Source organism: Arthrobacter sp. yr096 (genome assembly GCF_900108925.1).
Lineage (GTDB): Bacteria > Actinomycetota > Actinomycetes > Actinomycetales > Micrococcaceae > Arthrobacter.
In genome coordinates, this window is the sequence record NZ_FNYI01000004.1 from 430,040 (window position 1) to 451,895 (window position 21,856).

General features: G+C 62.9%; 24 protein-coding genes. 21 read left to right on the top strand and 3 right to left on the bottom strand.

The window, feature by feature from the left end; all coding sequences use genetic code 11:
• Positions 1–12 precede the first annotated feature (12 nt).
• Genes glp through BMY91_RS12965 form a run of 6 tightly spaced genes read left to right on the top strand, consistent with a single transcriptional unit; the run spans position 13 to position 4,005 of the window.
• On the top strand, positions 13–1,239 hold the full coding sequence (glp, locus tag BMY91_RS12940) for a molybdopterin molybdotransferase MoeA (protein ID WP_090822458.1): 1,227 nt from the start codon (positions 13–15) through the stop codon (positions 1,237–1,239).
• Complete coding sequence (gene moaC / locus BMY91_RS12945; RefSeq protein WP_090822461.1) at positions 1,227–1,757, top strand: cyclic pyranopterin monophosphate synthase MoaC; 531 nt, start codon at positions 1,227–1,229, stop codon at positions 1,755–1,757. Before glp ends, moaC begins: the two co-directional genes overlap by 13 nt.
• Entirely contained in the window at positions 1,754–2,257 is a 504-nt protein-coding gene (locus tag BMY91_RS12950; protein ID WP_090822463.1) for a MogA/MoaB family molybdenum cofactor biosynthesis protein, read from the top strand. Before moaC ends, BMY91_RS12950 begins: the two co-directional genes overlap by 4 nt.
• Positions 2,247–2,702, top strand: coding sequence for a molybdenum cofactor biosynthesis protein MoaE (locus BMY91_RS12955; RefSeq protein ID WP_090822465.1), 456 nt, complete (start codon positions 2,247–2,249; stop codon positions 2,700–2,702). The genes BMY91_RS12950 and BMY91_RS12955 overlap by 11 nt, the downstream gene beginning before the upstream one ends.
• Positions 2,703–2,753: 51 nt before the next feature.
• Positions 2,754–3,512 (top strand): 4-hydroxy-tetrahydrodipicolinate reductase, encoded by a 759-nt coding sequence (gene dapB / locus BMY91_RS12960; RefSeq protein ID WP_090822466.1) that lies wholly within the window; start codon positions 2,754–2,756, stop codon positions 3,510–3,512.
• A gap of 4 nt (positions 3,513–3,516) precedes the next feature.
• Positions 3,517–4,005: a hypothetical protein gene (locus BMY91_RS12965; protein ID WP_090822468.1), complete on the top strand. Its 489-nt coding sequence runs from the start codon at positions 3,517–3,519 to the stop codon at positions 4,003–4,005.
• On the opposite strand, the gene BMY91_RS12970 is transcribed toward BMY91_RS12965, so the two are convergent.
• Positions 3,981–5,213 carry a heparan-alpha-glucosaminide N-acetyltransferase domain-containing protein gene (locus tag BMY91_RS12970; RefSeq protein ID WP_090822470.1) on the bottom strand — a complete coding sequence of 411 codons (1,233 nt, stop codon included), beginning with the start codon at positions 5,211–5,213 and terminating at the stop codon, positions 3,981–3,983. The two genes, BMY91_RS12965 and BMY91_RS12970, sit on opposite strands and share 25 nt — an antisense overlap.
• Before the next feature lie 50 nt (positions 5,214–5,263).
• Here BMY91_RS12970 and BMY91_RS12975 point away from each other — a divergent pair, with 50 nt between their 5' ends.
• From BMY91_RS12975 to BMY91_RS13015, 9 genes are all read left to right on the top strand, one after another.
• Entirely contained in the window at positions 5,264–6,253 is a 990-nt protein-coding gene (locus BMY91_RS12975) for a GDSL-type esterase/lipase family protein (protein WP_090822472.1), read from the top strand.
• Between the two features lie 64 nt (positions 6,254–6,317).
• The gene (locus tag BMY91_RS12980) at positions 6,318–6,653 is read left to right on the top strand and encodes a hypothetical protein (RefSeq protein ID WP_090822657.1); all 336 of its coding nucleotides are present in this window, start codon (positions 6,318–6,320) and stop codon (positions 6,651–6,653) included.
• Between the two features lie 35 nt (positions 6,654–6,688).
• Entirely contained in the window at positions 6,689–7,546 is an 858-nt protein-coding gene (locus BMY91_RS12985) for a carbon-nitrogen hydrolase family protein (protein WP_256212730.1), read from the top strand.
• 58 nt (positions 7,547–7,604) lie between these two features.
• On the top strand, positions 7,605–8,516 hold the full coding sequence (dapA, locus tag BMY91_RS12990; protein WP_090822474.1) for a 4-hydroxy-tetrahydrodipicolinate synthase: 912 nt from the start codon (positions 7,605–7,607) through the stop codon (positions 8,514–8,516).
• A 27-nt stretch (positions 8,517–8,543) separates the two neighbouring features.
• The gene (locus BMY91_RS12995; protein WP_090822476.1) at positions 8,544–10,235 is read left to right on the top strand and encodes a ribonuclease J; all 1,692 of its coding nucleotides are present in this window, start codon (positions 8,544–8,546) and stop codon (positions 10,233–10,235) included.
• 75 nt (positions 10,236–10,310) lie between these two features.
• Positions 10,311–13,175 (top strand): FtsK/SpoIIIE family DNA translocase, encoded by a 2,865-nt coding sequence (locus BMY91_RS13000; protein WP_090822478.1) that lies wholly within the window; start codon positions 10,311–10,313, stop codon positions 13,173–13,175.
• A gap of 39 nt (positions 13,176–13,214) precedes the next feature.
• On the top strand, positions 13,215–13,817 hold the full coding sequence (pgsA, locus tag BMY91_RS13005; protein WP_090822480.1) for a CDP-diacylglycerol--glycerol-3-phosphate 3-phosphatidyltransferase: 603 nt from the start codon (positions 13,215–13,217) through the stop codon (positions 13,815–13,817).
• A complete protein-coding gene (locus tag BMY91_RS13010) occupies positions 13,814–14,326 on the top strand; it encodes a nicotinamide-nucleotide amidohydrolase family protein (RefSeq protein ID WP_090822481.1) in 513 nt (170 codons plus the stop codon). Before pgsA ends, BMY91_RS13010 begins: the two co-directional genes overlap by 4 nt.
• Positions 14,327–14,463: 137 nt before the next feature.
• Complete coding sequence (locus BMY91_RS13015; RefSeq protein ID WP_024820363.1) at positions 14,464–14,898, top strand: helix-turn-helix domain-containing protein; 435 nt, start codon at positions 14,464–14,466, stop codon at positions 14,896–14,898.
• An 82-nt stretch (positions 14,899–14,980) separates the two neighbouring features.
• Here the strand turns inward: BMY91_RS13015 and BMY91_RS13020 are convergent, their stop codons facing one another.
• On the bottom strand, positions 14,981–15,520 hold the full coding sequence (locus tag BMY91_RS13020; RefSeq protein ID WP_175538784.1) for a MarR family winged helix-turn-helix transcriptional regulator: 540 nt from the start codon (positions 15,518–15,520) through the stop codon (positions 14,981–14,983).
• Positions 15,521–15,588: 68 nt separating this feature from the next.
• On the opposite strand from BMY91_RS13020, the gene BMY91_RS13025 reads away from it, so the two are divergent.
• From BMY91_RS13025 to dapF, 6 genes are all read left to right on the top strand, one after another.
• A complete protein-coding gene (locus BMY91_RS13025) occupies positions 15,589–15,786 on the top strand; it encodes a DUF3046 domain-containing protein (RefSeq protein ID WP_254779998.1) in 198 nt (65 codons plus the stop codon).
• A 246-nt stretch (positions 15,787–16,032) separates the two neighbouring features.
• On the top strand, positions 16,033–17,073 hold the full coding sequence (gene recA / locus BMY91_RS13030) for a recombinase RecA (protein ID WP_090822488.1): 1,041 nt from the start codon (positions 16,033–16,035) through the stop codon (positions 17,071–17,073).
• Positions 17,063–17,605 (top strand): regulatory protein RecX, encoded by a 543-nt coding sequence (locus BMY91_RS13035; RefSeq protein WP_090822490.1) that lies wholly within the window; start codon positions 17,063–17,065, stop codon positions 17,603–17,605. Before recA ends, BMY91_RS13035 begins: the two co-directional genes overlap by 11 nt.
• On the top strand, positions 17,605–19,134 hold the full coding sequence (gene miaB / locus BMY91_RS13040; RefSeq protein WP_090822492.1) for a tRNA (N6-isopentenyl adenosine(37)-C2)-methylthiotransferase MiaB: 1,530 nt from the start codon (positions 17,605–17,607) through the stop codon (positions 19,132–19,134). The genes BMY91_RS13035 and miaB overlap by 1 nt, the downstream gene beginning before the upstream one ends.
• A 19-nt stretch (positions 19,135–19,153) precedes the next feature.
• Positions 19,154–20,083, top strand: coding sequence for a tRNA (adenosine(37)-N6)-dimethylallyltransferase MiaA (gene miaA / locus BMY91_RS13045; protein WP_090822493.1), 930 nt, complete (start codon positions 19,154–19,156; stop codon positions 20,081–20,083).
• Between the two features lie 37 nt (positions 20,084–20,120).
• Positions 20,121–21,089 (top strand): diaminopimelate epimerase, encoded by a 969-nt coding sequence (gene dapF, locus BMY91_RS13050; protein ID WP_090822495.1) that lies wholly within the window; start codon positions 20,121–20,123, stop codon positions 21,087–21,089.
• Here dapF and BMY91_RS13055 read toward each other — a convergent pair.
• Positions 21,070–21,684 (bottom strand): class I SAM-dependent methyltransferase, encoded by a 615-nt coding sequence (locus BMY91_RS13055; protein WP_090822496.1) that lies wholly within the window; start codon positions 21,682–21,684, stop codon positions 21,070–21,072. The two genes, dapF and BMY91_RS13055, sit on opposite strands and share 20 nt — an antisense overlap.
• Positions 21,685–21,856: the final 172 nt, after the last annotated feature.

The window sequence follows — 21,856 nt, forward strand, 5'->3', positions numbered from 1 at the left end:
ATCCACAGGAGGATGTCCGTGCCCCGATCTGTTGCAGCCCATCGCCAGGCCGTGGTGGAACTGCTCACCACTACGATGGCCGCCAAGGGCACTGTCCACCTGCCTTTGCTCGAAGCGCTGGGGCGTGTACTCGCCGTCGACCTTGACGCGCCCGTCTCCCTGCCGCCGTTCGCCAATTCCCAGATGGACGGCTTTGCCGTGCGCTCAGCGGACATTCCCGACGCCGGTGCGGAGCTCCGGGTGGCGGCGCCAGTTGCCGCAGGTAGCCTGCCGGCAGAGCTGAAAGCCGGCTTCGCCGCCCCTATTATGACTGGAGCCATGATTCCGGAGGGGGCCGATGCCGTGGTTCCCATCGAGAAGGCGACCCCCGACTCTTTCCCGGCCGCCACAGCCAGGGACGCGGTGGTAGATCTTCCCGCCGTCGCTCCCGGTACCTACGTACGGAACCGGGGCAGCGACATCGAAGAGGGCGTACGGGCACTGGCCGCCGGGACTCTCCTTGGACCGGCACAGCTCGGCCTGTTGGCTGCCCTCGGTCTGACTGACGTCGCAGTCCGGGAATCCATCCGTGTCCTCTTGGTCACAACCGGGGACGAGGTAGTGGAGCCCGGGCACGAACTGACGCCCGGCAAAATCTACGATTCCAACGGAACGCTCCTTGAAGCCTCCATGCGCCAGGCTGGCCTCGACGTGCTCCGGACGGGCATTTCCGATGACGATCCCGCCAGCCTCCTTGAAGTACTGCACCGTTACACCCGGGACGCGGAGAGCCCCGTTGACGTCATTGTGACCACCGGGGGAGTGAGCAAAGGCGCCTACGAAGTGGTCCGCCAGGCCATGTCCGGCCATCCGGTCGATTTCCTGCCAGTGGCAATGCAACCCGGCGGCCCGCAGGGTTTGGGCACCTTCAACGACGTGCCGTTCCTTGGTTTTCCCGGAAATCCCGTGAGCTGCCTCGTTTCCTTCGAGATGTTCCTGAGGCCTGCCCTTTCGCAGGTGTACGGGGCTCCCGCGCCCCGGCCCATTCACACCGCCCGTCTTGCCGAACCCCTGACGTCGCCCGATGGGAAGCACCAAGTACGCCGGGGCAGCCTCGGTGTCGACGGCATCCTGCGCATGGAAGGTGGAGCCGGCTCGCACCTGGTCCACGCTTTGGCCCGCGCCAACGCCCTGGTCCAGATCCCCAGCGGCGTCACGGAACTCGCCGGGGGAGCTGAAGTGGAAGTATGGATGCTGTGAACCAAACTCCAGAAACTTCCAGTGGCCTGACCCACCTCAGGCAGGATGGCACCGCGCAGATGGTGGATGTCTCTGACAAAGCCGTCACCAGCCGCGAAGCCACTGCCACCGCAACCGTCCGCAGCACGCCCACCGTGCTGGCCCTGCTGGGCGCGGGTGAGCTGCCCAAGGGCGATGCGCTCGCCGTTGCGCGGGTCGCGGGGATCATGGCGGCAAAGAAGACTCCGGAGCTGATTCCGCTCTGCCACCCATTGCCGATCTCCAAGGTCACCGTTGATTTCGAACTGGGCGTCGACTCGGTAACAGTCCTGGCCACCGTGAAAACCCGGGGCGTCACAGGCGTCGAAATGGAAGCACTGACGGCAGCGTCGGTAGCAGCCCTCAGCGTCTACGACATGATCAAGGCCGTGGACAAGCATGCCGTGTTGACCGACATCCGGCTGCTGGCCAAAAGCGGCGGGAAAAGCGGGGACTGGGCACTGACCGGCGAAACCATGCCAGAGGTGGCCGGCGCATGAGCGCGTGCGAGCCGAACGCGCATGGGCCCCGGCAGGCCGGCGTCGTTATTGCGTCCACCCGGGCCGCGGCAGGCGTCTACGCCGATGAGACTGGCCCGATCATCCTCGATTGGCTCAACGAGCACGGCTTCGATACTTTCCCCACCATGGTGGTGCCGGATGGCGAACCGGTGGGAGCTGCCCTGAGGGCACTGCTGACGCAGCAACCCGCCGTGGTCATCACCAGCGGGGGAACGGGCCTCAGCCCGGATGACCGAACGCCGGAGATGACGCTGCCGCTCCTCGATCGCGAAATACCGGGCATCATGGAGGGCATCCGGCGTGCCGGCACCGCCAAGACCCCCATGGCCATGTTGAGCCGTGGCCACGCCGGAGCTGCTGGAAAGACGTTCATCATCAACCTCCCGGGGTCCCCCAAAGGCGTCATGGACGGGCTGGCTGTCCTGGACCCTGTGATCGGACATCTCTGTGAACAATTGGAAGGAAGTCATGGGCACTGAAACAGACTTCGAAGTTGTCAGCGCTGTCCTCAGTGCCGAGCCAATTTCTGTGGACCAAGCCATCCAGGCTGTTGAATCAGACACTGCCGGGGCTGTTGTGAGCTTCAGCGGCGTCGTGCGGAACCACGATGGCGGCAAGGCCGTGGACCGGTTGAGTTACAGCGCGCATCCCACAGCGCATCAGGTCATGTCGGATGTGGTGGCCGCGTTGGTCGCTGAGCACTCCGGCGAAGCCAGCCAGCCGGTCCGGATCTGGGCCGCCCACCGCATCGGAATGCTGGAGATCGGTGATCCTGCGCTGGTGTGTGCTGTGGCAGCTGCCCATCGCGGCCAGGCGTTCGCCGTTTGCTCGGAACTCGTGGACAGGGTCAAGGCGCAGGTCCCTATTTGGAAGGAACAGTTCTTCAGCGACGGCACTGTGGAATGGGTCGGCGCAGGGGAGTAGGCCGGAGTCACGGTTCATGCCGGGGCGTGGCCCGGCGGTAGGGTTAATGGCATGACCGAACAACTTGCTGTTGCAGTGCTGGGCGCCAACGGGCGCATGGGAATTGAAGCCGTTAAGGCTGTTGAAGCAGCCGAGGACATGAAGCTCGTAGCCGCCTTGGGCCGCGGCGATTCCCTGGAAAAACTGCTCGACGCCGGTGCGCAGTATGTTGTTGATCTCACCGTTCCTGACATCACCGAGACCAACGTCCGGTTCGCTGTTGAGCACGGCATCCACGCGGTCGTAGGCACCACCGGGTGGAACTCGGACAGGCTGGATTCCCTGCGTGCGCTGTTGGAAGGGAAACCGGAAACAGGGGTGCTCATTGCCCCGAACTTTGCCCTGGGGTCGGTGCTGGCCTCCGCGTTCGCGGCTAAAGCCTCGCAGTACTTCGAGTCGGTGGAAATCATCGAGCTGCACCACCCCAACAAGGTGGATGCACCTTCTGGAACTGCTGTGCGCACGGCGCAGCTGATCGCTGAAGCCCGGCAGGAGGCCGGTGTCCCCGCCAGCCCGGACGCCACGGAAACGTCGTTGGACGGCGCCCGAGGCTGCGATGTGGACGGCGTCCGTGTACACAGCGTCCGCCTGCGCGGACTGGTGGCCCACCAGGAAGTACTCTTTGGCGGGCCTGGCGAACAGCTGACATTGCGCCACGATTCCTTCGACCGCGCCTCCTTCATGCCCGGTGTCCTCCTTGGACTGCGGAAGGTTGCAGCCAATCCTGGCCTGACTGTGGGCTTGGACGGCTACCTGGACTTGGGGCTCTAGGAACGTGGGACATTTCTGGACTTCGCTCAAGAAGAACCGCACCAAGATCTGGGTTGGTGCCATCACCTTGCTGTTGGTGCTGTACCTGGTGGTGTCGGTGCAGCGCTCGTTCCTCTTGCTCGGTGACCCCAACCTGGTAGCCAAGGGCATTGGAGCGGCTTACCTGGTCCTGCCGATCGTTGGCGCATGGGCCCTGATCCGCGAGCTGCTTTTTGGTGCCCGGACCGAACAGATGGCCAAGGTCCTTGAGGCCGAGGGCGGGCTGCCGGAGGACACCCTCCCGCGTACCCCCGGCGGCCGCATTGTCCGGGCGGCCGCGGACGCCGAGTTTGAGAAATACCGCACCGAAGCTGAGGCAGCGCCGGAGGATTGGCGCTCCTGGTTCCGGCTGAGCTGTGCCTACGACGCGTCCGGAGACCGCAAGCGTGCCCGCGCGGCGATGCGCGACGCCGTCAAGCTTTTCCGCGATCAGCCCTCCACTGCCGGCCGGTAGCTGCCCACCCTTGACGCAGTGTGGGCTACCCATTCAAGGGGCCCACGCCGCCGGAGCAGGGCAAAGAGGACGCCGATGACAATGGCTGCGAGCGCCTGCGCCCAGTACATTCCTTCGTCAGTCCAGCCGGCGGGCAGTGGCTTGTCGGTGAACCCGGAGACAACCCAAACATGGGCTGAATAGAGACTCAAGGTCATGGCACCCGGCCCGCTGAGTACTATCAAGAAATTTACCTTGATGCGTTCAGCCAGGGTGCCCAGCAAGAGGAACAAACCTACCGCTCCCGCAGCTGTGCCGCCGGTGTGCAGCAGATCCAGGGTGGTCCCCGCATGTGGGGCTGCAGTAGCCAGCCACCACCACGAGCCTGTTTGTTCCAGCCCCGTGAGGTTAACTTGGAGCATGCTCTCCAGAGGGTAGCCACGGGTGGTGGGGAGCGACTCCAGGGCAGCCCGCCCGCCCCACGCTTCCATGGCAAGGACTCCGGCGAGCTTTGCCACCACGGCTACAACGGTCCCGCCTGCCAACAGCAGGACCTGAACCTTGATGGTTTTCAGTGCCAGACGCCCCATGACCAGTCCGAATAACAGGTAGGAGATCCACTGGAATACGGGGTAGTAGCCGGTGAAGAAGAGGTCGGCCAGGAGACGGACGGGTGTTCCCAGATCCTCGCTGTTCGGGTTGTGCCCCAGCTGGAGCGGAGGGTTTGCCTCCAGCAACGGTCGGATCAGGTACGCCAACACCGGCGAGACCAGGACCCAGCCGAGTGCCCAGAAACAGAGCGCCTTCAGGCGCAGGCCAAGGAATGGCAGGACGCAGAGGAACAGTACGGCGTAGTGCACCAGGATCACGGCTACGTTGACGTCCAGGCCTCCCAAGGTGAGGCCGACGACGGCGATCACCAAAGCGCGCATGGCGACGCCGCCTCTGGCCGCCCAAAGGTCTGCACCGCTGCGGGGCTCCTGCTTTCCTGTGCTGAGGGCCAGTCCAATTCCGGCGAGAACCGCGAACAGCGCCGAGGACCGGCCGGAAAAAACCAATCCCACGAACGTTGGCTCCCATTGCGGAGAAGGCCCGAAAGTGGGCATCAGATGCGTTGACATCATGCCCAGCAAGGCCGCACCCCTGGCGGCATCGATCCCCCTGAGCCGGGAGGAGACCGAACCGCCGCCTGGTGCTTTCCGCGGAGGCGCCGTCTCTTGCGAAGTCATGCAGCGATCGTCTCATAGGGCGCTGTGAAGCACCGGTAGAGTCCTATGGCATGGATTCCGTTGACGCCGGGTGGGCCGGAGCATTTGAGATCGTTCACGACGCCGATGGCTGGCAGCAGTTCAGACGCCTGGACGGTGCCTTGCTCATTCCCCCGGCCACGGACGGTTTGGCGGAGCGCGCCAAGATGTGCGCCGGAATCCACGCAAGCTGGAAGGTGACGGCCGGCCGGCTGGTGATCGAAGCCGAAGGCCAGGACGATGGGTCACCGTTCGACGTCCTGGTCAATGGTGTCCTGCGGCATCGCGTGTCCGGAGCGGGGCGTGTCAGCCATGATCTTGACCTTGGCGACATGCCACCGCATTCCACCGTCCAGTTGTGGCTGCCCCAATATGGTGCCCTGCGAGTACTGGAGGTATCGCTGAAAGGTGAGGACGTGGCGGTGGCCACGGAGACCGGCAAGCGGTGGATCGCCTACGGCAGTTCCATTACGCAGTGCAGGCAAGCAGATGGTCCATCCGAAGCATGGCCGGCGCTTGTGGCCAGGCAGTACGGGTGGCAGCTGCAGTCGCTGGGTTTCGGCGGCGAGTGCCAGTTGGATCCTGCGGTGGAGAGCACCATCTCCCAACTTCCGGCTGACTTCATTTCCCTGTGCCTGGGCATCAACACCTACAACGTGGCTGCGTTCTCCGGCAGGACCTTCGCAAGCCAGGTCCTCGGTTTCGTCAGCAACATACGGCGGGCCCACCCCGGGGTACCAATCGCTGTCATATCTCCTGTGCTGTCCCTTCCCCGTGAGGAAGCACCCAACTCAGCGGGATGGACGCTTTCGGATTACCGGAATGGCGTTGCGGAGGTGGTCCGGGCAGTCCGTGAGCGCGGGGACCACCGCATCCAGCTGGTGGATGGTGGCGGAGTGTTCACCCCACCGGAGTCAGCAGCGTTGATGCCGGACACGCTGCATCCGAACAATGACGGTTACCGGCTCATGGCTGCCAGGCTTGGGCCGCAGTTGGCTGCAATTGCCAACGCACAGCACTGACCGCGGCCCGGACGCGGTGGGCACAAACCTTGTCTTCGAATATATGTTCGAATACCATTGCGGCATGAACGATGTTCCAAAGCTGCCGGAAGGCCTTCAAGGACCCATGAAGGCGATGAGCCCCGGTGTGGTCGACTTCCTGTTCAGGCAACTCGTGGCGGGAGAGCCTCCCGAAGATACCCAATGGCGCAGAGAAGGCACCGTACTTGCGGAGCAAGCGCCCGGAGCTGAACTCGCCCGTCGGCTGTCCGAGACCGATGTGGAGTCACTTACGCCGCTCGAATTGTTTGAGTATGTCCGGGCTTCCCAGCGCCTGGTGGCCTGGGCGGAGCAGCTGAAGGACCGGGCCGTGGCACAGTACTGCTCAGGCCAGCCCGCACGAGCGCCAGGAACCGCCTGAGCAGGGCTCGTCCTTCGCCGGAACAGGATGACGGGGTGACCCATGTGCAGCCGCAGGCAGATTCCCTCCACGCCGTCCCGGGACCGTCCGAAGAGGACCGCCCCTCGGCAACGTTGCTGGCCGCCGTCGTTCAGTACCAGGCACTGGGGGCTGGTACCAGCAGCGCGGACGTTGCCCGGAACGTAACGGCCCACGAGGAGCTTGTTCAGCGGGCCCATGTCCAAGGCGCCCGGCTGGTACTGTTTCCTGAACTTTCGCTGACGGGGTATTGCCTGGGCGCCTTCGCCGGCACTCCGTACGCCGATCAATCCTCTCCCTGGGTAACGGAGGGCGATCCCCGGCTTGAGCCGCTTCAAGACGCCTGTGCCCGCAACAAAATGACGGTCGTTGTCGGCGCTGCCTGGCTGGAGACGGCCCAAACGCCGCGGCTGGCATCGCTCATCATTGGGCCTGACGGTTCCCTGCATCCGGTCTTCAAAACACATCTGCATGGCGCCGAGCGCCAGCTGTTCGTCCCGGGAGACGGGCCTGGAATGGTCATTGTGGACGGGTGGCGGATAGCGCTGGCAATCTGCGCTGACGCGGCCAACCCCTCGCACGCCGCGGCTGCTGCTCGCGCAGACGCGGATGTCTACGCTGTATCCGCCTTATACACAAACGGTGAAGAACTGCGGCTTGGCCTCCATCTGGGCGCCCGTTCCATGGACCACCGGATGTTTGGACTTCTGGCGAATCTCGGCGGGGAAACGCCGTTGGGTACTTCCTGCGGGCTGAGCGGAGGATGGGGGCCTGATGGTGCCGCCATTGTTGGGGCGGCTGGTACAGGGACGGAATCCATCCTTGTGGCCCTGGAACGCTCCCGCTTGGATGCGTACAGGTCAGGCGGCGAATGAGGACCATCACGCGGAACCCATTCTTGTAACAAGCCTTTGACAGGGTAACGTTTTTCTTATGTCTGACTTGCGCGCCCCCATCCCCGCCCTTGGTACCCTGCTGACCGCCATGGTCACCCCGTTCACCGAGGACGGCAAGGTGGACTACGATCAAGCCGCGGCACTGGCAGAGAAGCTCGTCCAGGACGGTTGCGATGGACTCGTGGTCACCGGCACCACCGGAGAAACCTCAACCCTGACCGATGACGAAAACCTTGGCATGTTCCGGGCAGTCAAAGAAGCTGTTGGTGGCAAGGCGGCCATCATTGCCGGGACCGGTACCAATGACACCGCCCACTCCGTGCACCTCTCCCAGCGCGCAGCGGAGGTAGGAGTCGATGGTCTTCTGATCGTCACGCCGTACTACAACAAGCCCAGCCAGGCAGGTGTCCGCGCCCACTTCGAGACAATCGCCTCTTCGACGGACCTCCCCGTCATGCTCTACGACATTCCTGGCCGTTCCTCCATCGCCATCGCTCCCGAAACCATGATCGGCCTGGCGAAGCACCAGAACATCGTGGCCGTCAAGGATGCCAAAGCGGATTTCGCCGCAGCGACGCGTGTCATGGCGGAAACAGACCTGGTCTTCTACTCCGGCGATGACGGACTCACCCTTCAGTGGATGGCCCTCGGTGCTGTCGGCCTGGTGGGTGTCACCACGCACGTGGCCACGCGCCGCTTCCGCGAGTTGATCGACGCCGTCAACGCCAACGACCTCGCTACGGCGAGGGCCATCAACTTTGAACTGGAACCCGTGGTTCGTGGAACCATGACGCGTGTCCAAGGCGCAGTAGCCGCCAAGCAGATTCTCAAGTGGCAGGGAGTCCTGCCCAACTCGGTTGTCCGTTTGCCCCTCGTGGAGCCGGACGCGGCCGAGATCGAAATCATCCGCGGGGATTTGGCAGAAGCCGGAATGGACTTCAACGTCTAGGACGCTTCCGCCGGAAAGTAGCAAAACATGACCCAAACCGCCCTTCCCGGACTGGTTACGCCGCCAAAACTGCCGAAAGGCACGCTGCGGATTGTTCCGCTTGGTGGACTGGGAGAGATTGGCCGCAACATGGCGGTTTTCGAAATCGACGGCAAGCTGCTGGTCGTTGACTGTGGCGTGCTCTTCCCCGAGGAGACCCAGCCAGGCGTCGATTTGATCCTGCCCGATTTCTCCTACATCGAGGACCGGCTTCAGGACGTCGTGGGTGTCGTTCTGACGCACGGCCATGAAGACCACATTGGTGCGGTTCCCTACCTGCTGCGCCTCAAGGCCGATATTCCGCTGGTCGGATCCCAGCTCACGCTTGCCCTCGTGGAAGCAAAGCTCCAGGAACACCGGATCAAGCCTTACACCTTGACTGTCACCGAGGGCCAGGTGGAGCAGTTCGGTCCGTTCGAGTGTGAGTTCGTTGCCGTTAACCACTCCATCCCGGATGCTCTGGCAGTCTTTATCCGTACCGAGGGCGGCAATGTCCTGCACACGGGCGACTTCAAGATGGACCAGTTGCCCCTGGACGGACGCATTACAGACCTCCGGCACTTTGCCCGCCTGGGCGAAGAGGGCGTGGACCTTTTCATGGCGGACTCCACCAACGCGGACGTTCCGGGCTTCACCACAGCCGAGAAGGAGATCGGTCCCACCCTGGACCGTCTCTTTGGTCAGGCGAAAAAGCGCATCATTGTCGCGTCCTTCTCATCCCACGTCCACCGCGTCCAGCAGGTGCTCGACGCTGCGGCCAAGCACGGACGCAAAGTGGCCTTCGTTGGCCGTTCCATGGTGCGCAACATGGCCATCGCGGCAAAGTTGGGCTACCTGGAGGTGCCGGACGGCATTCTGGTGGACATCAAGAACATCGACAACATGCCGGATGACCGTGTGGTCCTCATGTCCACTGGCTCCCAAGGTGAACCGATGGCTGCCCTTTCCCGCATGGCCAACGGCGACCACCGGGTGGTCGTCGGCCAAGGCGATACCGTGATCCTGGCATCGAGCCTCATCCCGGGTAACGAGAACGCAGTTTTCCGTATCATCAACGGCTTGCTCAAGCTGGGTGCGGACGTGATCCACAAGGGCACTGCGAAGGTCCACGTGTCCGGCCACGCAGCTGCCGGTGAGTTGCTCTACTGCTACAACATCCTTGAGCCTCTCAACGCGATGCCCGTGCACGGCGAAACCCGCCACTTGATCGCCAACGGCAATATTGCCCTGGAATCGGGAGTGCCCTCGGAAGGCATCATCCTGAGCGATAACGGCACCGTCATCGACCTCAAAGATCACAAGGCAAACATCGTTGGCCAGGTGGAGGTTGGTTTCGTCTACGTGGACGGTTCCAGTGTTGGTGAAATTACCGACGCCGACCTCAAGGACCGCCGGGTCCTGGGCGATGAAGGGTTCATCTCCGTCATCACGGTCATCAGCCGCACCACGGGCAAGATTGTGTCCGGTCCGGAGATCCACGCCCGTGGCGTAGCAGAGGATGATTCCGTCTTCGACGAGATCATCCCGAAAATCAACGCCGCGCTCGAAGAGGCTGTGCTTAACCACACAGACCACACCAATCACCAGCTCCAGCAGGTGGTCCGCAGGATCATCGGCACGTGGGTCAACCGCAAGCTTCGCCGCCGCCCCATGATCATCCCGGTAGTCCTGGAGGCGTAGCCCGCCAGCAACATGCAAGCCCAAGGGGGCCTGAGATCCGCGGATTTCAGGCCCCCTTGGGGTACCGTGGCACTTATGGCGACCCGTACTACCTCCACGCCACGAGGCAGCTCCAGCAGTAAATCCGGCGGCACAGGCCGGAGCTCTGCTGCATCCAAAAGCAGCGCAACCCCGGCCAGGAACGGTCGGGGCAGCACCGCACGCACCAAGCAGGCGGCCGCCGTCGAAACCCAGGCTCCGCTGCCCCTGCGCATGCTCTCCGGCGCGTGGCAGGGGATAGGCCACGTAGTGGGTGCAGGCATCCGCCGCATTGGGTATGACGTCAGTGATCTCGACCCCGCTGACCGCCGGGACGGCGCGGCCCTCTTCAATCTGGTGCTGGGCATCGCGATTGCCACCTTCGCTTGGTGGGGCCTCACCGGTTGGTTGCCGGACGTCGTCTACAGCGTGGTCAATGGTACTCTCGGCTGGATGGCGCTGATCCTGCCATTCATGCTTTTTGTCTGCGCTTTCCGGCTTTTCCGTAAACCGCAGGATGGGCGCGGGAACAACCGCGTTGGCATCGGCTTCATGATCATGACCCTCGCTGGCTCGGGTTTGGCCCACGTGATTGGTGGCCTGCCTACGGTCGCTGATGGTTTCGATGGCCTCCGCAAGGCCGGTGGGATGCTGGGCTTCCTCGCTGCGGCACCCCTGGCGGCAATCCACGTTGCCGTTCCGGTGGTTCTCTACAGTCTGCTGGCGTTCGTTTCACTGCTGATCGTTACAGCAACACCTTTTGGCTCCATTCCCGCCCGGATCCGCGGCGCCTATGAGCACCTTATGGGCGTTGACCTCATGGATGAGTCCGGCAAGGACGCCCACGACCGCAGTTACCTTTACGGGAATGACACCGCGGCGGCGCCCAAAAAGAAGAAGCGCATGCGTCTCTTTGGCAAGGATGAGGAAGCCGACGCCGGTTTGGAGGGCTACGTTGGCGACGAAGCCTTCGAGCACGCGATCGTGGACGACGACGAAACTCCCGCGGCGTCAGCACCGCGCGTACCGCCGGGCGTGCGCCGCCCCACCCAGGCGGAGATTGCGGTGGGGAAGATCAAAGCGGCCCAGGGCTTGGCTGGCGCCACCCCTGGCATCGACAACCCGACTGAGGCCATTCCAGTCCTCACGCCCGAGATGACTGCCCCGACGGTGGCCCAGGTGCCCGCACGTCCTGCGACACCCCCGCCGCCACCCACGCCCATTCCGCAACGTACGGAACAGTTGTCGCTGGCCGGCGACGTCACCTACACCCTGCCGGCCTCGGACTACCTGACGCCGGGCTCCATTCCGAAGGAGCGCACGGAAGCGAACGACGCCGTCGTCGCCGCCCTGACGGACACCCTGACGCAGTTCAACGTCGACGCCGCCGTGACCGGCTTCAGCCGTGGTCCCACCGTGACCCGTTATGAAATCGAACTGTCTCCCGGCACCAAGGTGGAGCGCGTCACGGCTCTTTCCAAGAACATCTCCTACGCCGTGGCGTCCAGCGATGTGCGGATCCTGAGCCCCATTCCCGGGAAGTCCGCCATCGGTATCGAGATTCCCAACACGGACCGCGAAACCGTCTCCCTGGGCGATGTGCTGCGGAGCCAGAATGCCCGCCGCACAGACCATCCCATGGTTATGGGCGTCGGCAAGGACGTTGAGGGCGGCTACGTGGTGGCCAACCTCGCCAAGATGCCTCACCTCCTGGTGGCCGGTGCAACGGGCGCTGGTAAGTCGAGCTTTGTGAACTCCATGATCACGTCCATCCTGATGCGTGCCACTCCGGACGAGGTCCGCATGGTCATGGTGGACCCCAAACGTGTGGAACTGACGGCCTATGAGGGCGTCCCGCACCTGATCACGCCCATCATCACCAACCCCAAGAAGGCTGCCGAGGCCTTGCAGTGGGTGGTTCGCGAAATGGACGCCCGCTACGACGACCTCGCCAACTACGGCTACAAGCACATCGATGACTTCAACAAGGCGGTCAGGGCAGGCAAAGTGGTGCCTCCCGTCGATTCCAAACGCGTCATCAAGCCATATCCGTACCTGTTGGTGATCGTGGACGAGCTCGCTGACCTCATGATGGTGGCCCCGCGCGACGTCGAAGACTCGATTGTCCGCATTACTCAGCTGGCCCGTGCCGCCGGTATTCACCTGGTGCTGGCAACCCAGCGTCCATCCGTGGACGTCGTGACCGGCCTGATCAAGGCCAACGTTCCATCGCGTATGGCCTTCGCCACCTCGTCCGTCACGGACTCCCGTGTTGTGCTGGACCAGCCGGGTGCTGAGAAGCTCATTGGCCAAGGTGACGCATTGTTCCTGCCGATGGGTGCCTCCAAGGCCATGCGTGTCCAAGGTGCATGGGTCACGGAATCCGAAATTCACAAGGTGGTGGAGCACGTCAAGGGCCAGCTCCAGGCCGTCTACCGTGATGATGTCGCCGCCGAGGCGCCCAAGAAGCAGATCGACGACGACATTGGAGATGACCTTGAGGTGCTGCTCCAGGCCACGGAGCTTGTGGTCACCACGCAGTTTGGCTCCACGTCGATGCTGCAGCGCAAGCTCCGCGTGGGCTTCGCGAAGGCCGGACGCCTCATGGACCTCCTTGAGTCCCGTGGCGTCGTAGGTCCTTCCGAGGGTTCCAAGGCCCGCGACGTCCTGGTCAAGCCGGATGACCTCGCCGCCGTCCTGGCTGCCATGAAGGGCCAGGAGTCACCCGCTGCTCCGGACGCGCGCACCGCGGCCCTGAGTGACAACGCGAACTCGAACATCGCCGTCGGCGGTTATGCGGAAGACCTGGTGCAGGCGGACCTGGACAACCGCACGCAAGCCATTGAGTATTACGACGGCGCCGACGGCCCGGGCGACGATGACGAGGGTGGCGAGGACGCCTGGTCGCTCACGGGACGGTAGAGCCAAAGAGGGCAGCGCCAAAGACGGTAGCCTAGAGGAGTGACTACAGCCGAGGGTGATAACGCGACTTCCAGCAGTTCCGACATCTGGAACCTGCCCAACATCCTCACGATGCTCCGCATTGTCCTGGTTCCGTTCTTCGTGTGGTTCCTCCTGGCCGATGACGGTGACTACGGAATCTGGCGCTGGGCCGCGGTGGTTGCTTTCGCCGTCGCAATCTACACGGACAAGCTCGACGGCGATATCGCCAGGGCGCGCGGTCTCATCACCAACTTCGGCAAAATAGCCGATCCCATTGCCGACAAGCTCCTCATTGGTTCCGCGTTGGTGCTGCTGTCCATCCTGGGCGAGTTGCCGTGGTGGGTCACCATCCTGATCCTGGTGCGCGAGTGGGGGATCACCGCCCTGCGCTTCGTCGTCATCCGGTATGGCGTCATGCCGGCCTCCCGCGGCGGAAAACTCAAGACCGTGATCCAAACGGTTGCCATTTTCCTGTACATCCTGCCGCTGCAGGCAATCGCCCCCTGGGTGGGTGTCGTCGCCTTCTGGGTCATGATGGTGGCCTTGGCCATCACCCTGTGGACCGGCGTCGAATATGTCATCCAAGCCCTGAGGCTTCGCGCAGCCGGACGTCGCGCGTGACGCCCCATGAAGGCGCCTCCGCCGCGGCGCAGGCCTCGACGGCGGCGGTTGCGGTTGCCATCGGCAAGAACTTGACGGTGGCCACTGCAGAGTCGCTGACCGCCGGAATGGTGGCTGCCACGTTGGCCAACACGCCAGGCGCTTCAGGAATGTTGCAAGGCGGTGTCGTTGCCTACCAAAACTCCGTCAAGGCGGACATCCTGGGTGTTTCCCGGGAGCTGCTCGCTGCTGCCGGTTCCGTGGACGGCGGGGTGGCGGAAGCCATGGCCGAGGGCGCGCGGCGGTCCTGCGCCGCCGACATCGGGGTTTCCACCACCGGGGTGGCAGGCCCGGAGTCGCACGACGGCAAAGCCGTGGGCACGGTGTTCGTCGGGGTGGCCACCCAGGCTGGAACCCGAGCGTTTGAATACAGCTTTTCGGGAGACCGGCAGGCCATTCGCGAGCACGCGTGCGAGGCCGCCTTGGAGCGTCTCCTTGCCGCCTTGAATGAGGTTGGTTACCGTTCGTAAAGTAGCCGGGAACAAAAACTGATTGCCAATAGTTGTGTCATTGTGTCGCTTCGGAAGAGCCGGGGCGCCTAGGATGTAGAAACCAACCCGGTCCGCCAGCCAGCGAACCGGATGAACGAGGGAGCAAGGCGATACAGATGGTAAAGCAGCCCGTATCCGTAAACGGCGTTGTCCGCTGGAAGGATGTGGGCTTGGCTGATCAGACACAGAGCGAACAGAAGGAGCGCAAAATGGTTGTACTACGCCACGAGATCGGTGATGTACTGCGCGATGTCCGCCAGCGTCAGGGCCGCACCCTCCGCGAGGTTTCGCACAGCGCCCGCGTCTCACTTGGTTACTTGAGTGAAGTTGAACGCGGCCAGAAGGAGGCTTCTTCCGAGCTCCTTTCCTCTATCTGCACAGCACTGGATGTTCCGTTGTCCCACATGCTCCGCGAAGTCAGCGACCGCGTGGCCGTTGCCGAGGGCGTAGCCGTACCGGACACCGTTCCGCAGGAATTCTCCCAGCGCTACGGTCGCGATCTGGACCTCACGGACGACTTCCCGCAGGGAATGCTCTCCGGAGCCCGCTAACCGCTCCACCAGAGACCAAGAAGAAGGTCCCCGGCTTCAAGCTGGGGACCTTCTTTTTACGTGTGGGTTCGGACGCGTGGGCCTAAACGGCCGCTGGCTTGTCCTGAACGTCGAGCTCAGGTTCCTTCACGTTGAGAACGCCGTCGCCGTAGATGGCATTCAGCCGGCCCATGTAGTCAGCCAGCGTCTGAACGTCCTCCAACGGCCATTCGCCGAGTCGTTCACGGAACACCTGCCTGCGTGCGTCCTGGACCTGGTGCATCTTTTCCTCGCCCTTTTCCGTCAGCCGGATGGACTGGGCCCTGCCGTCCTGGGGGTCGGCTTCCTTGTACACAAGGCCGACGCTTTCCAGAAAAGCGATCTGGCGGCTCACAGACGGCTTGCCTACGCCTATGCAAGTAGCAAGATCCGTGAGCCGGATGGGCCCTTCCCTGCGAATGACGGTGAGCAGCCCATAGGCTGCTGGTTCCATGTCGGGGTGGACCTGGCGGGAGAGCTGATGGGAGATGGACCTGGCGCGGCGCCAGAGCAGGCTCAGCTGGTGTTCCACCTGCTGGAGGGCGTCGTCCACGGCGTCGCCTGGCACAGGCTCGCCGGCCGTGCTCTGGAGAGGATTGCTCATGGCAACCATTCTAGAGTCCGGCTCCGTGAGAGACTCTATCCGTGAGGGCAAGTGACTTTTGGCGATTGATGGACGACGAGTTCGGGGCAGGCTATTCCCGGGTCCTGGCCAACTCCTTGGTACTTGCAGGAGTTGGTGGGCGGACCGCCGTGGAGGCTTTGGCCGCCGGCTACCACCCCCGTGACGTCTGGTTGGCCGTCTGCGAAGTCCAGGACGTTCCTCCGGAACGCAGGCTGGGCCGGGACATCAAGCCAGCTGCAAACTGAACCCGCAACTGCCGCCCCCGGAGTGACACGCCGGACCATTGTTCGAATATCTGTTCGGATGGGGATATGCTCCTGTGAGAGGAAAATTGATCTCGAAGGACGCAATTCCGAGCATCCCGACCCCCGGTTGTCCACATAGCCGGAGTCGGCTTACAAAAATGTCAGGGCGGCGTAATAGCGTCTGACATGACAGGAAAGCGGCCCTTCGGGCCACTCCACAGCGAGAAAGCATCAGAGGTGTGAACCATGGCGGCAACCCCGGATCGTGAGAAGGCGCTCGAAGCAGCGCTTGCCCAGATCGACAAGCAGTTCGGCAAAGGCTCCATCATGCGCCTGGGTGATGACACCCGCGCCCCGATCGAGGTCATTCCCACCGGCTCCATTGCTTTGGACGTCGCCCTCGGCATTGGTGGCCTGCCCCGTGGCCGCGTCGTGGAAATCTACGGTCCGGAATCATCCGGTAAGACCACCGTTGCGCTGCATGCTGTAGCCAATGCGCAGCGTGCCGGAGGCATTGCAGCCTTCATTGACGCCGAACATGCCCTGGACCCGGACTATGCTGCAAAGCTTGGTGTGGATACGGACGCGCTTTTGGTCTCCCAGCCGGATACCGGTGAACAGGCGCTGGAAATCATGGACATGCTGGTGGGTTCGGGCTCACTGGACATCGTTGTCATTGACTCCGTGGCAGCCCTCGTTCCGCGCGCTGAAATCGAAGGCGAAATGGGCGACTCCCACGTTGGCCTCCAGGCCCGCCTCATGAGCCAGGCGCTGCGTAAGATCACTGGCCGTTTGAGCCAGACCAAGACAACTGCCATCTTCATCAACCAGTTGCGTGAAAAGATCGGCGTCTTCTTCGGATCTCCGGAAACCACTACCGGTGGTAAGGCCCTGAAGTTCTACGCCTCCGTGCGCATCGATGTTCGTCGCATCCAGACCCTGAAGGAAGGTGCGGATTCCGTCGGTAACCGTACCAAGGCGAAGATCGTCAAGAACAAGATGGCTCCGCCGTTCAAGATCGCCGAGTTCGACATCATCTATGGCCAGGGCATCTCCCGTGAGGGCGGCATCATCGACATGGGTGTCGAGCACGGCATCATCAAGAAGTCCGGCTCGTGGTTCACCTACGACGGCGATCAGCTGGGCCAGGGTATGGAGAACTCCCGCCGGTTCCTGCGGGACAACCCGGAGCTCGCCCAGGAGTTGGAGCGACTCATTAAGGAGAAGCTCGGTGTGGGCGTCAAGCCTGAAGAAGATTCCCCAAAGCTGAAGGCCGTTGACGGCTAGGCGAGGGCCGGATCCGGACTCATCCGTAGCGGCTGATCCTGAGCCTGATCCCGAATCCGTGGCGCGTGCCATCGTCCTGAGGCAGCTGACGATGGCGCCACGGAGCCGGCTCCAGTTGTCCCGTAAACTCACGGAGCGAAATGTTCCCGAGGACGTAGCGGAAGCGGTTCTGGACCGGTTCGAAGAGGTCCAGTTGATAGACGATGCCGAGTTTGCCCGGATGTGGGTCCGCAGCCGCTCCCAGAGCAAGAAGTTGGCCAAAGGGGCCCTTCGTCGCGAACTTGCGGACAAAGGCATCGAACTCGAATTCGCTGAGGAAGCGCTGTCCCAATTAAGCGACCAGGATGAAGAACTGGCAGCGCGTGAGCTGGTTCGCCGAAAGCTTCGTCCTGGTGTCGATTTGGCTGATCGCACGGAACGGGACAAGTACACGCGCCGGCTCGCATCCATGTTGGCTCGCAAGGGCTATCCTCCCTCCATGGCTTTCAGGATCGTCGGCGAGGTGCTGGCGGAAGCCGGTACCCTTGAGTAGTGAGTTTGACCATTCCTTCCCCAGCAGCTGCCACCACGCCGTCACCTGAGCCCAGGACCTATCAGGTTCGGACTTTTGGCTGCCAGATGAACGTCCATGATTCAGAACGGATGGCGGGACTCCTCGAGGACGCCGGCTATGTCCCTGCTGACGGCGGGATCGCGGATGTGGTTGTTTTCAACACCTGCGCTGTGCGGGAGAACGCCGACAACAAGCTCTACGGGAACCTTGGCCAGTTGAGGCAGGTCAAAGAGGCCAACCCCGGCATGCAGATCGCTGTTGGCGGGTGCCTGGCCCAGAAGGACCGCGAAACCATCGTGAAGAAGGCGCCGTGGGTTGACGCCGTCTTCGGCACGCACAACGTTGGAGCATTGCCGGCCCTGTTGAGCCGGGCCCGGCACAACAATGAGGCGCAGCTCGAGATCCTCGAGTCCCTTGATGTCTTTCCCTCGACGCTTCCCACCAAGCGGGATTCGGTCTATTCGGGTTGGGTCTCCATCTCTGTGGGCTGCAACAACACTTGCACGTTCTGCATTGTGCCCTCGCTTCGCGGTAAGGAAAAGGACCGCCGTCCCGGCGAAATCCTTGCGGAAATCCAGGCACTCGTGGATGACGGAGCGGTTGAGGTGACGCTGCTCGGGCAGAACGTGAACTCCTACGGTGTGGAATTCGGCGATCGTCAGGCTTTCTCAAAACTGTTGCGGGCCTGCGGGGAGATCCAAGGCCTGGAACGCGTCCGCTTCACCAGCCCTCACCCCGCGGCGTTCACCGATGACGTGATCGACGCCATGGCTGAGACGCCCAACGTGATGCCTCAGCTGCACATGCCGCTTCAATCCGGTTCGGACAAAGTCCTCAAGGACATGCGTCGCTCCTACCGTTCCAGCAAGTTCCTTGGCATTTTGGACAAGGTCCGCGAACGGATTCCGAATGCAGCCATCACCACGGACATCATCGTCGGGTTCCCTGGAGAGACCGAGGAAGACTTCCAGGCAACATTGGATGTTGTGGAGCAGTCCCGGTTTGCCTCCGCATTTACCTTCCAATACTCCAAACGCCCGGGTACCCCGGCCGCGGAGCTGCCGGAGCAGCTCCCCAAGGCAGTGGTCCAGGAGCGTTTCGAGAGGCTGACGGCACTTCAGGACCGCATTGCGGCGGAGGAGAACGCAAACCAGCTCGGCCGCGAAGTTGAAATCCTGGTCACAGCCCAGTCCGGTCGCAAGGCCGGCGAAACCCACCGGTTGTCCGGTCGGTCGACGGATCAGAGGCTTGTCCACTTCTCCGTGCCCGCCGGTGGCGAGACGCCCCGTCCCGGTGATTTCGTCACTGTGACCATCACTGAAGCTGCTGCCTTCCACCTTGTTGCCGACCCCGCCGGCGTGCAGGATTACCACTTGCGCCGTTCCCGCGCCGGAGATGCTTGGGACCGATCGCAGGCTGACTCGTGCGGTGTCCCCTCGCCGGGATCAGCGGCCGGAAAGGCGGGGGTGTCCTTGGGCATGCCGTCATTGCCGGTTCGTCGCGACTAGCTGCAGGCGCCTGGACCATATGTCGAATCTCCTTCTGGAAACCCCGCGGCCGGTCATAGCGGTCATAGGTCCCACCGGCTCCGGGAAGTCGGATCTGGGTGTCAACCTGGCGTTGGCGCTGGACGGTGAGGTTATCAACGCGGATGCCTTGCAGTTCTATCGGGGCATGGATATTGGCACAGCCAAGATCACCATGGAAGAGCGCAAAGGCGTTCCGCACCATCTCCTGGACACCATGGACGTGACGCAGGAAGCCAGCGTTGCCGACTTCCAACAGGAATGCCGCGCCGCTATCGAAGACATCCACGCGCGGGGAAAGCGCGCCATCCTGGTGGGAGGCTCCGGGCTGTATGTCCGTGCAGCACTGGATGTCCTTGAGTTCCCCGGGACCGATCCGATTATTCGAAAGGCCCTCGAAGAAGAGTTCGACGACCGGGGATTGGCTCCGCTGCGCGCCCGTCTTGAAGAAGTCGACCCTGCTTCGGCTGCCCGTCTCGGCGATGCCCGCCGCGTGATCCGCGCCCTTGAGGTTTTCCAGCTCACGGGCCGTCCCTTCAGCTCTTTCATGCCCCAACGTGAGTATTTCCAGCCGGCCGTGCAGATCGGTCTCTCGGTGGATCGGGAGGTGCTGAGGGAACGACTTGCTCTGCGGGTGCACAGGATGGTTGAAGCCGGCCTCCTGGCAGAGGTTGAGCGGCTCGATGCTGAGGGTTTGCGGTCGGGTAAGACAGCTTCCCGCGCTTTGGGCTACGCCCAGTTCCTGAAAGTGCTCGACGACGAGGCCGACGTCGCTGCTGCCGCAGATGAAACTATTGTGGCCACAAGGCAGTTTGCGAGGCGCCAGCTGACGTGGTTCAGGGCAGATCCACGCATCACCTGGCTGGATTGGCAGGATCCTGAACTGGTGGCCACAGCAGTTGCTGCCGCGACCGTGAGTCAACCGGCGTAATTTCTGGCCAATGAGGCGTGGAAGGTAGCCTAGAACCATGGATGAAACCGCCGCCCTTCCCGCCCTGCAGCCAGTAGCTGCCGGTGCTTCCGTAACCGCTTCCAGCCTTGCCGGGCTTGCGTTTTCCAAGGGCCACGGAACGGGAAACGACTTCGTCCTGATTGCAGACCCGGGCGATGCCCATGAAATCTCCCCGGACCAGGTCGCCCAGCTGTGTGACCGGCATGTGGGAATTGGGGGCGACGGACTTATCCGGGCCGTCCCGTCACGATTCCTCCCCGAGGGCCGGGCCTTGCTTGAGCTGGATGCTGCTGCCGAATGGTTTATGGACTACCGCAACGGTGACGGCTCACTGTCGGAGATGTGCGGCAACGGAGTTCGCGTCTTCGTGCATTTCCTCATTGCCGAGAATTTGGTGGCACTGGGGCCGGGGGAGACCCTGACCATTGGCACTCGAGGCGGCATCAAGAAGATTGTCCGCACTGCCAACGGCTATGCCGTGGATATGGGTCCGTGGGAGTTCATCTTCCCCAAAGAGGCCACCAGCAAGGCCATGGATGCCCTGGTCAGCGCGGATGGCCTGGAAGTGGCACGGCCAGGGCTTTCCGTCAGCATGGGAAACCCCCACACGGTAGTTGCCCTGGCTGAACTCGGTGAGCTTGCCGCTACCCAGCTGTTCAAAGCTCCCGTCGTCGATCCCAAGCCTGCCAATGGAACCAACGTCGAATTCGTCGTTCCTGCCGAACCTTTGGTTGAGGACGGCGTGGGAACCATCACCATGCGCGTCCACGAGCGTGGCGTGGGGGAAACCCAGTCATGTGGCACAGGGGCCTGCGCCGCTGCCGTGGCCATTCGTCACTGGGCCGGCAACACCGCCCCGAACGACTGGCACGTCAACGTGCCCGGCGGCGTCGTGGGCGTTAAGTTCTTCCCCGGTGCTGGCGGCCGCGAACACGTGGAGCTCAGCGGCCCCGCCGTGATCGTTGCTACCGGGACGCTTTCCTGACCCGAATGATCCGGAAGGACTTGGATGTGCTTTCGCGGGACACTGTGAAGGTTTCGTCCAGTTCGGTGGACAGCCACCGCTGGAGCGAGTCCGAGCCAAGGTTCTTCTGAACAACCAGCCAGGCGCTCCCGCCCGGCGCCAAGCGGGGCAGCCACTTCAGCAACAGCGAGTGAAGTTCGTCCTTGCCGATCCGGATGGGCGGATTGGACCAGATGGTGTCGAACTCGACGGCGGGATCCACCTCGTCGGGGAGGCTGGCGGTCACGTTGGCCAAGCCCAACGCGGACGCGTTCTCGTTGGTCAGGGTCACGCAGCGCTCATTGACATCCACAGCGTGCACGTGGGCGTGGGGCGCCATGAGACCCAAAGTAAGGGCTATCGGCCCCCAACCGCAGCCGATGTCCAGCAGGTTTCCCTTGGGGGAAGGCGGCGGAACTTCGGCGAAGAGAATCGCCGTCCCTTTGTCTACAGCGTCGGGGCTGAAGATGCCGGAAGAAGTCTGCAGGTGGCGTGTCTCCCCGGCGAGTTCCACCGTGAGGGGCTTGCGGGTGAACGGTCCAGCGGGCTGGGCAGTGAAATAGTGTGCAGACTCCATAATTTGCCAGATTAGTTGGCTATTGGCGCCTTGGGAAACTGCCGGGGTGCGAAACCAGGTTGACAGGGACTGCTATTGTTGAACGCATGTTCTTGATCTTCGAGTAATCAGCCGATTCCCGGCACCGCCCGCGACGCAGGCTCGCTTGGCTCTTCAGCCCAGCCCGCAGCCT

What these genes read in the sequence shown, in the direction of transcription:
- BMY91_RS12975 (WP_090822472.1), top strand. Translation starts at nt 5,264, where the DNA reads ATGGATTCCGTTGACGCCGGGTGGGCCGGAGCATTTGAGATCGTTCAC.
- BMY91_RS12950 (WP_090822463.1), top strand. Translation starts at nt 1,754, where the DNA reads ATGAGCGCGTGCGAGCCGAACGCGCATGGGCCCCGGCAGGCCGGCGTC.
- BMY91_RS12995 (WP_090822476.1), top strand. Translation starts at nt 8,544, where the DNA reads ATGACCCAAACCGCCCTTCCCGGACTGGTTACGCCGCCAAAACTGCCG.
- BMY91_RS13025 (WP_254779998.1), top strand. Translation starts at nt 15,589, where the DNA reads ATGGACGACGAGTTCGGGGCAGGCTATTCCCGGGTCCTGGCCAACTCC.
- dapF (WP_090822495.1), top strand. Translation starts at nt 20,121, where the DNA reads ATGGATGAAACCGCCGCCCTTCCCGCCCTGCAGCCAGTAGCTGCCGGT.
- moaC (WP_090822461.1), top strand. Translation starts at nt 1,227, where the DNA reads ATGGATGCTGTGAACCAAACTCCAGAAACTTCCAGTGGCCTGACCCAC.
- dapA (WP_090822474.1), top strand. Translation starts at nt 7,605, where the DNA reads ATGTCTGACTTGCGCGCCCCCATCCCCGCCCTTGGTACCCTGCTGACC.
- BMY91_RS13055 (WP_090822496.1), bottom strand. Translation starts at nt 21,684, where the DNA reads ATGGAGTCTGCACACTATTTCACTGCCCAGCCCGCTGGACCGTTCACC.
- dapB (WP_090822466.1), top strand. Translation starts at nt 2,754, where the DNA reads ATGACCGAACAACTTGCTGTTGCAGTGCTGGGCGCCAACGGGCGCATG.
- BMY91_RS12955 (WP_090822465.1), top strand. Translation starts at nt 2,247, where the DNA reads ATGGGCACTGAAACAGACTTCGAAGTTGTCAGCGCTGTCCTCAGTGCC.
- miaA (WP_090822493.1), top strand. Translation starts at nt 19,154, where the DNA reads ATGTCGAATCTCCTTCTGGAAACCCCGCGGCCGGTCATAGCGGTCATA.
- glp (WP_090822458.1), top strand. Translation starts at nt 13, where the DNA reads ATGTCCGTGCCCCGATCTGTTGCAGCCCATCGCCAGGCCGTGGTGGAA.
- BMY91_RS13000 (WP_090822478.1), top strand. Translation starts at nt 10,311, where the DNA reads ATGGCGACCCGTACTACCTCCACGCCACGAGGCAGCTCCAGCAGTAAA.
- BMY91_RS12980 (WP_090822657.1), top strand. Translation starts at nt 6,318, where the DNA reads ATGAACGATGTTCCAAAGCTGCCGGAAGGCCTTCAAGGACCCATGAAG.
- recA (WP_090822488.1), top strand. Translation starts at nt 16,033, where the DNA reads ATGGCGGCAACCCCGGATCGTGAGAAGGCGCTCGAAGCAGCGCTTGCC.
- BMY91_RS13015 (WP_024820363.1), top strand. Translation starts at nt 14,464, where the DNA reads ATGGTAAAGCAGCCCGTATCCGTAAACGGCGTTGTCCGCTGGAAGGAT.
- BMY91_RS13020 (WP_175538784.1), bottom strand. Translation starts at nt 15,520, where the DNA reads ATGAGCAATCCTCTCCAGAGCACGGCCGGCGAGCCTGTGCCAGGCGAC.
- BMY91_RS12970 (WP_090822470.1), bottom strand. Translation starts at nt 5,213, where the DNA reads ATGACTTCGCAAGAGACGGCGCCTCCGCGGAAAGCACCAGGCGGCGGT.